The organism is Clostridium sp. AF27-5AA (genome assembly GCF_003478415.1).
GTDB lineage: Bacteria > Bacillota > Clostridia > Lachnospirales > Lachnospiraceae > Otoolea > Otoolea fessa.
This window is the reverse complement of the sequence record NZ_QUFH01000010.1, coordinates 110,842-117,184: the sequence shown is the minus strand read 5'-3', so window position 1 is coordinate 117,184 and position 6,343 is coordinate 110,842. Positions and strand designations below refer to the sequence as shown.

Below are 6,343 nucleotides of genomic sequence, written 5' to 3'. Positions count from 1 at the left end.
GCCGGGACGGGATAAACGCTGAAGGCATCTAAGCGTGAAGCCCCCCTCAAGATGAGATATCCCATACGCAAGTAGTAAGACCCCTTGAAGACGACGAGGTAGATAGGGCAGAGGTGGAAGTGTAGTAATACATGAAGCTGACTGTTACTAATCGGTCGAGGGCTTAACCAAAAGGATATGGTTAAGGATTGGATAGGAAAGAGGAAGTTATTTCCTGAAGGATGAAAGATAGAGAGTAGAAGAAATTCAGTGTGCAGTTTTGAAGGTATATACCTTTTGGCCCGGTGGCTCAGCTGGTTAGAGCGCCGCCCTGTCACGGCGGAGGTCGTGGGTTCGAACCCCATCCGGGTCGTTTAGATACGACTATTTCAATTCTTTGAAAAATGAATATGGACTGGTGCAGTATCGTAGATGGGGTCTTAGCTCAGCTGGGAGAGCATCTGCCTTACAAGCAGAGGGTCACAGGTTCGAGCCCTGTAGGCCCCATTGTTACCAATGTTTTATGCCGATGTGGCTCAATTGGCAGAGCAGCTGATTTGTAATCAGCAGGTTATCGGTTCGAGTCCGATCATCGGCTTTTTAAAATGGATGGGTTCCCGAGTGGCCAAAGGGGGCAGACTGTAAATCTGTTGCGTCTCGCTTCGGTGGTTCGAATCCACCTCCATCCATTATTATTTTTACAATAATGGTTGTATTTTTCCAGAAATTGTATATAATAATAGAGTAAGAATTAGCGCGGGGTGGAGCAGTCTGGAAGCTCGTCGGGCTCATAACCCGAAGGTCGCAGGTTCAAATCCTGCCCCCGCAATTTTTTTATGCAATGAGAAGTGCACAGATAAAAATATAGAAGTTAAAAACATGCTTGCATGTTTTTTAACAGATATATTTTTAGATGTATACGGCGAATGCCGTAAGCGAAAGACCGCAGGTCTTGAGCTGAGCACTTCGGACTAAAAAAAAGCGACAAGCAAACTTTTAATCCGCATAAAACCAAATAACCATTACGCCCAGATAGCTCAGTTGGTAGAGCAGAGGACTGAAAATCCTCGTGTCACTGGTTCGATTCCGGTTCTGGGCATATGGGGTATTAGCTCAGTCGGTAGAGCACTTGACTTTTAATCAAGTTGTCCGGGGTTCGAATCCCCGATGCCTCATGAAGATGAGAAGCCGTCACACTGGAGACAGTGTGGCGGTTTTTTGTGTAATAGCGAATTCCAAGGAATTTCCTATTACACAAAAAGGCACTAACGTGCCAATGATGCGCACTCACGCGAAGAAGAAATAGGAAATTTCGTTTAACATTCATGTTAAGTAAAAAAGCCATTCAGACAGGAGTCTTTCTTGAATATATAATTTCTTGTTTTCGGATATGGCAGCTGTTATAATTGATTGAAAACAGAAGCAAATAGAAAACCAAAATGGAAGTAAGAATAGAAATAGGCAAATGCAGAAATTTTAAAATGGAGAAGAAAAATGGAGCCAAACAAGATGAAACAGAAACGCCGGAAATATTTATATGCAGCGGCGGCGCTTGGCATGACGTTCCTTTTGAACTTGAGCGGATGCAGCCGCCGGTTCACGAACTATCCGGAGACAGCCGGAACGGTAGCAATCGTGGACAGTACAGAGCGGGAGGCTGTCCGAGATGAAAATGGAGAAAATCCAGATCAGCCGATTGATTTAGATAACCTGGGGGAACAGCAGTCGGCGGCAGAAATGGAAGCGTTAGCTGCGGCGGAGGCGGCGGAGCCGGGCGTGGAGGAGCCGTATCTGGACGGGGGAGAGCTTCGGCTTTTAGCGTGTGCGGATATCTGGCAGAACCTCTCCTGCGTTATGAAGACGAAGGAAGGCGCGGTGATCGTGGTAGACGGCGGTCGTGATGTCGATGCACCGCATTTGATTGAGGTTATTCAGGAGTTGGGCGGTCATGTGGATGCATGGCTTTTAACTCATCCGCACAGCGATCATGTGGGGGCGATCACGGAGATTTTAAACATGGATCCGATGCCGATCTCGATCGGTAAGGTGTATTATTCATTTCTGAATAAAGAATTTTTAGGTCAGGAGCAGGTTTCAAGACGGGATTCAGATTTGGAGTGTTATGATCGGATCACGGAAGCGATTGCGAAACTGCCGGAAGCAGAAAAATGCGGGACGCTTACGAAAGGGCAGAAGATTTCAGTGGCGGGCGCGGAGATCACAGTGATGAACGAGCCATTTGCCTGCACGGAAAATAGTTTTAATAACAGCTCGGTCGCGTACCGCGTGGAGATGGGCGGAAAACGGATCCTGTTTTTGGGTGATATGGGCTGGCAGGCAGGGGAAGATTTTCTTGCCAATCATACGCAGGAGGAACTGAAATCGGATGTGCTACAGATGGCGCACCATGGGCAGAGAGGCGTAGAAGAGGAGCTCTATCAGGAGATTTCACCGGAGGTCTGCTTATGGCCGACGCCGGACTGGCTCTGGGATAATGTGCAGGATGGCGTCGCGGGCGCTGGTTCGTATAAGACGCCGATTGTCCGTGGATGGATGGTAACATTAGGTGTGAAGAAAAATCTTTGTGTCAAGGATGGCGATCAGATACTGCGGTAGTTTTTTATAAAAGATTAAAATAAAATTTTAAAAAGTTGTTTTCAGGGAAATGAAATGCTTTTGGGATGCGGTGCAGCGGATAGAAATAAGACATGAACGAAAAAAGAGAGAAACAGAAGGAAGAAGAAAAAGTGAATAAAGACAGGAAAATGCGGTCGGAAACAATCATCCTACGTCCGGAAGTGCCGCTTTTAGAACGTTTATCCACCTATGCGGCGTCGGATGCCTACCCGTTCCACATGCCGGGCCACAAACGCCAGGTGAAAATGGGGATAACTTCCGTCCCGAATCCATTTTCGGTGGATATCACGGAGATTGATGGATTTGACAACCTGCATCATGCGGAAGATATTTTGAAAGAGTCGATGAATTCGGCGGCTGCGGTGTACGGAGCAGACCGGAGCTGGTATCTGGTGAATGGCAGTACGTGCGGGATTCTGGCGGCGATCGCGGCGGCGGTGAAGCCGGGGGAAAAAATCCTCATGGCTCGAAATTCCCACAAATCAGCGTATCACGCGGTGGTTTTAAACCAGCTGGAACCGGTATATTTATATCCGGAGGAGGTGCCGGAGTTTCAGATTCCGGGAGAGATCGAGCCAGAGCAGGTGGAACGAGCACTTTTGGAGCATCCGGAGATCCGGGCGGTGTTTGTGACTTCCCCGACCTATGAGGGGATCGTGTCGGATATCCAGGGGATTGCAGCGACGGCGCACCGGCATGGAGCGGCGCTGATTGTGGATGAGGCGCACGGCGCGCATCTGCCGTTTGGGGATGGGAACTATTTCCCGGATGGGGCGTTACAGGAGGGGGCGGACCTGGTGATCCAGAGTCTTCACAAGACGCTTCCATCTCTGACACAGACGGCGATTCTGCATCTGAAAAGCCAGATTCTGGATGCGAAGAAGGTGGAACAGTATTTATCGGTTTACCAGAGTTCCAGCCCGTCGTATATTCTGATTGCGTCGATGGAGAACTGCGTCCGGTATATGGCAGAAAAAGGAGCCGGGGAGATGGCGCGGTATGGCGCGCGATTGCGGGAACTCCGGGAAAAATTGGCGAAGCTAAAACATTTCCGGCTTCTGAAAGAGGAAATCTGTGGTGCGGCAGGTGTATATGGATATGATCCGTCAAAACTGGTGCTATTTCCAGATTTTATGACGGGAACCAGACTGGCAGAGGTTTTGCGGACAGAGTACCATCTGGAGGCGGAGATGTCGAGCGGGCGGTATGTGCTTCTGATGACTTCGTTTATGGATACGGAGGAAGGATTTTCGCGTCTGGAGCGGGCACTTTTGGAGCTGGATGCGCGGGTGGAAAAGCTGGAGGCGGAAAGTGTTGGGCTGAAAGATGCAAAACAAGGCAGGCAGGAACCGTTTTCGGGAGCACAATTGAATCAGAAACCGAACCAAGAAAATGATTCAGAAAACTATCCGCAGCAGATGTGTCTCCCCTGGCAGGCATGGCATGGGGATGGCATGCTGGTGCCGCTTGAGGAGGCGGAAGGAAGGGCGGCGCGGACATGCGTTACCATTTATCCGCCGGGGGTGCCGATGCTGATGCCGGGAGAGCGGATTGGAACAAGGGAGATCGCGCGGATCCGTGAGGATTGGAAGCTGGGACTTACGGTGGAAGGAATTTGTGAAAAATCAGACAAATTGGATTTGTGGATAGAGGTTGTTATTTAGGAAATATCAGGTATTGATTCACCAGGTTCGCACATTTACTGTGCGAACCGTACGAAAACCTTGGCTTACAAGGCAAAAATCCTTTGTTGAAGACAAATTCGCACATTTGACATAAGAAACAGAGAAAAATCGGATTTATATATACGATGGAATGCGTGTGAAAATACTGGCTGGAAAGGCATAATAGGAAGATGGGACATATATTTTACGTGATGGGAAAGAGCGCGTCCGGGAAGGACACGATCTATAAGATATTGAGAGAGCGGCTGCCGCAGATCCGGACGGTGGTGCCGTATACGACCAGACCGATCCGGGCAGGCGAGCGGGACGGTGTGGAGTATTATTTTGTGACCGGAAAAAGGCTTGCGGATTTGGAGAAACAGGGAAAGATCATTGAAAAGAGAACCTACCAGACTGTTTATGGACCGTGGAGTTATGCAACGGTGGACGATGGGCAGATCGATCTGGGATCGCATGATTATTTCATGATCGGGACGCTGGAATCGTATGAGGGAACGCGGAATTATTTCGGTGCGGATGTGCTGGTGCCGCTTTACATTGAGGTGGAGGACGGTGAACGCCTTCAGCGTGCGCTTGACCGGGAACGGCAGCAGACAGAGCCAAAGTATGCGGAGCTGTGCCGCCGTTTCCTGGCGGATGAGGCAGATTTCAGTGCCGAAAATATGGAAAAATGTGGGATCCGGGCGGAAAACCGGTTTGAAAACCGCGAGCTGGAAGCGTGTGTGGATACGTTGGTAAGGGAAATTCGGGCTCAGGGATTGGCACTTTTGGAACCGAAAGTGCCGTAAGAAAACGTGGTGGCAGCAGGAATTTGCCGTATTTAAATGCGAAGCCACGGCAAATTCCGTTACTGGGCACGTATGCGTGAACAGTAACAAATTCGGAATTTCATCGTACTAGGCAGAGGTTAAATCTTGTGTTATACTAAGATGATAGAGATTTACAAATAATAAAAGAAGGGCATGATAGAAGGGATCCCAACCGATCCATACGATTGAAACGATTTTAGAATTAAAATCCAGAGTCCAGCCCTGAAAGGAGCATCAAGATGGCAGGTTTTCACGATATTATTGGACATGAGAAGATAAAAGAGCACCTTCAGAAGGCGATCGGGTATCAGAGAGTTTCACATGCCTACATATTGTCGGGCGAGGAAGGAATGGGACGCAAGACGATCGCGAAGGCATTTGCCATGACGCTTTTGTGCGAGAAACATGGGACGGAGCCGTGCATGGAATGCCATTCCTGTAAGCAGTTTTTGTCGGGCAACCATCCGGATGTGATCTGGGTGACACATGAGAAACCGGCGAGCATTGGTGTCGATGATGTCCGGATTCAGATCAATGATACGGTTTCGATCCGCCCGTACAGCAGTCCATATAAGATATATCTGGTCGATGAGGCGGAGAAAATGACGGTGCAGGCGCAGAACGCTCTTTTAAAGACGATTGAGGAGCCGCCGGCCTATGCGGTGCTGGTGCTTATCACGACGAACCCGGAGGTATTTCTGCCGACGATCCTGTCCCGCTGTATCCAGTTGAAACTTCGTCCGCTCAAGGATTCGGTGGTAAGCGATTACCTGACGGAGAAAATGGGCGTTTCGGATGGTCAGGCAGATATTTATGCGGCGTTTGCGAGAGGAAATTTAGGAAAAGCGATTCATCTCGCCTCTTCGGAGGAGTTTGCACTTTTGTACCGAGAGGTGCTGACGCTGCTTAAAAATATCAAGGACATGGATATTCCGATGCTTCTGGATTATATCCGCAAGCTGCAGGAGGACAATCTGGATCTGTATGAGTGCCTGGATTTCATGCAGCTCTGGTACAGGGATATTCTGATGTTTAAGGTCACAAAGGACATGAATTCGCTGATCTTTAAGGAGGAGTATTCAGCGGTCAGCAGTTGCTGCCAGAAGAGTTCCTATGAGGGGCTGGAAGAGATATTGAGTGCGATTGAAAAGGCAAAAGTCCGGCTGAATGCTAACGTCAACACCGATTTGGCGCTGGAGCTGATGCTTTTGACGATGAAGGAGAATTAAATTT

The 6,343-nt window shown here is 48.9% G+C and carries 4 protein-coding genes, 7 tRNA genes and 1 rRNA gene (1 of these 12 cut by a window edge); all 12 read left to right on the top strand.

Features of this window, described 5'->3' with window-relative positions:
* Positions 1-171: ribosomal RNA gene (locus tag DWY89_RS14450) — 23S ribosomal RNA — on the top strand (its annotated part extends 274 nt beyond the left edge of the window); the annotation flags it as partial.
* 107 nt (positions 172-278) lie between these two features.
* Positions 279-352, top strand: a tRNA-Asp gene (locus DWY89_RS10980).
* A gap of 61 nt (positions 353-413) precedes the next feature.
* Positions 414-486, top strand: a tRNA-Val gene (locus DWY89_RS10975).
* Between the two features lie 18 nt (positions 487-504).
* Positions 505-577, top strand: a tRNA-Thr gene (locus tag DWY89_RS10970).
* 9 nt (positions 578-586) lie between these two features.
* Positions 587-668, top strand: a tRNA-Tyr gene (locus DWY89_RS10965).
* Between the two features lie 66 nt (positions 669-734).
* A tRNA-Met gene (locus tag DWY89_RS10960) sits at positions 735-808 on the top strand.
* Between the two features lie 197 nt (positions 809-1,005).
* Positions 1,006-1,078: transfer RNA gene (locus DWY89_RS10955), tRNA-Phe, on the top strand.
* A gap of 3 nt (positions 1,079-1,081) precedes the next feature.
* Positions 1,082-1,154, top strand: a tRNA-Lys gene (locus DWY89_RS10950).
* Positions 1,155-1,473: 319 nt separating this feature from the next.
* Positions 1,474-2,595 (top strand): MBL fold metallo-hydrolase, encoded by a 1,122-nt coding sequence (locus DWY89_RS10945; protein WP_117796590.1) that lies wholly within the window; start codon positions 1,474-1,476, stop codon positions 2,593-2,595.
* Between the two features lie 92 nt (positions 2,596-2,687).
* Positions 2,688-4,280 carry an aminotransferase class I/II-fold pyridoxal phosphate-dependent enzyme gene (locus DWY89_RS10940; protein ID WP_242995790.1) on the top strand — a complete coding sequence of 531 codons (1,593 nt, stop codon included), beginning with the start codon at positions 2,688-2,690 and terminating at the stop codon, positions 4,278-4,280.
* Between the two features lie 191 nt (positions 4,281-4,471).
* Entirely contained in the window at positions 4,472-5,089 is a 618-nt protein-coding gene (locus tag DWY89_RS10935; protein ID WP_117796591.1) for a guanylate kinase, read from the top strand.
* Between the two features lie 260 nt (positions 5,090-5,349).
* Complete coding sequence (holB, locus tag DWY89_RS10930; RefSeq protein ID WP_117796592.1) at positions 5,350-6,339, top strand: DNA polymerase III subunit delta'; 990 nt, start codon at positions 5,350-5,352, stop codon at positions 6,337-6,339.
* Positions 6,340-6,343: the final 4 nt, after the last annotated feature.

Coding starts and splice junctions, on each gene's coding strand:
- DWY89_RS10940 (WP_242995790.1), top strand. CDS start 2,688: ATGAACGAAAAAAGAGAGAAACAGAAGGAAGAAGAAAAAGTGAATAAA.
- holB (WP_117796592.1), top strand. CDS start 5,350: ATGGCAGGTTTTCACGATATTATTGGACATGAGAAGATAAAAGAGCAC.
- DWY89_RS10945 (WP_117796590.1), top strand. CDS start 1,474: ATGGAGCCAAACAAGATGAAACAGAAACGCCGGAAATATTTATATGCA.
- DWY89_RS10935 (WP_117796591.1), top strand. CDS start 4,472: ATGGGACATATATTTTACGTGATGGGAAAGAGCGCGTCCGGGAAGGAC.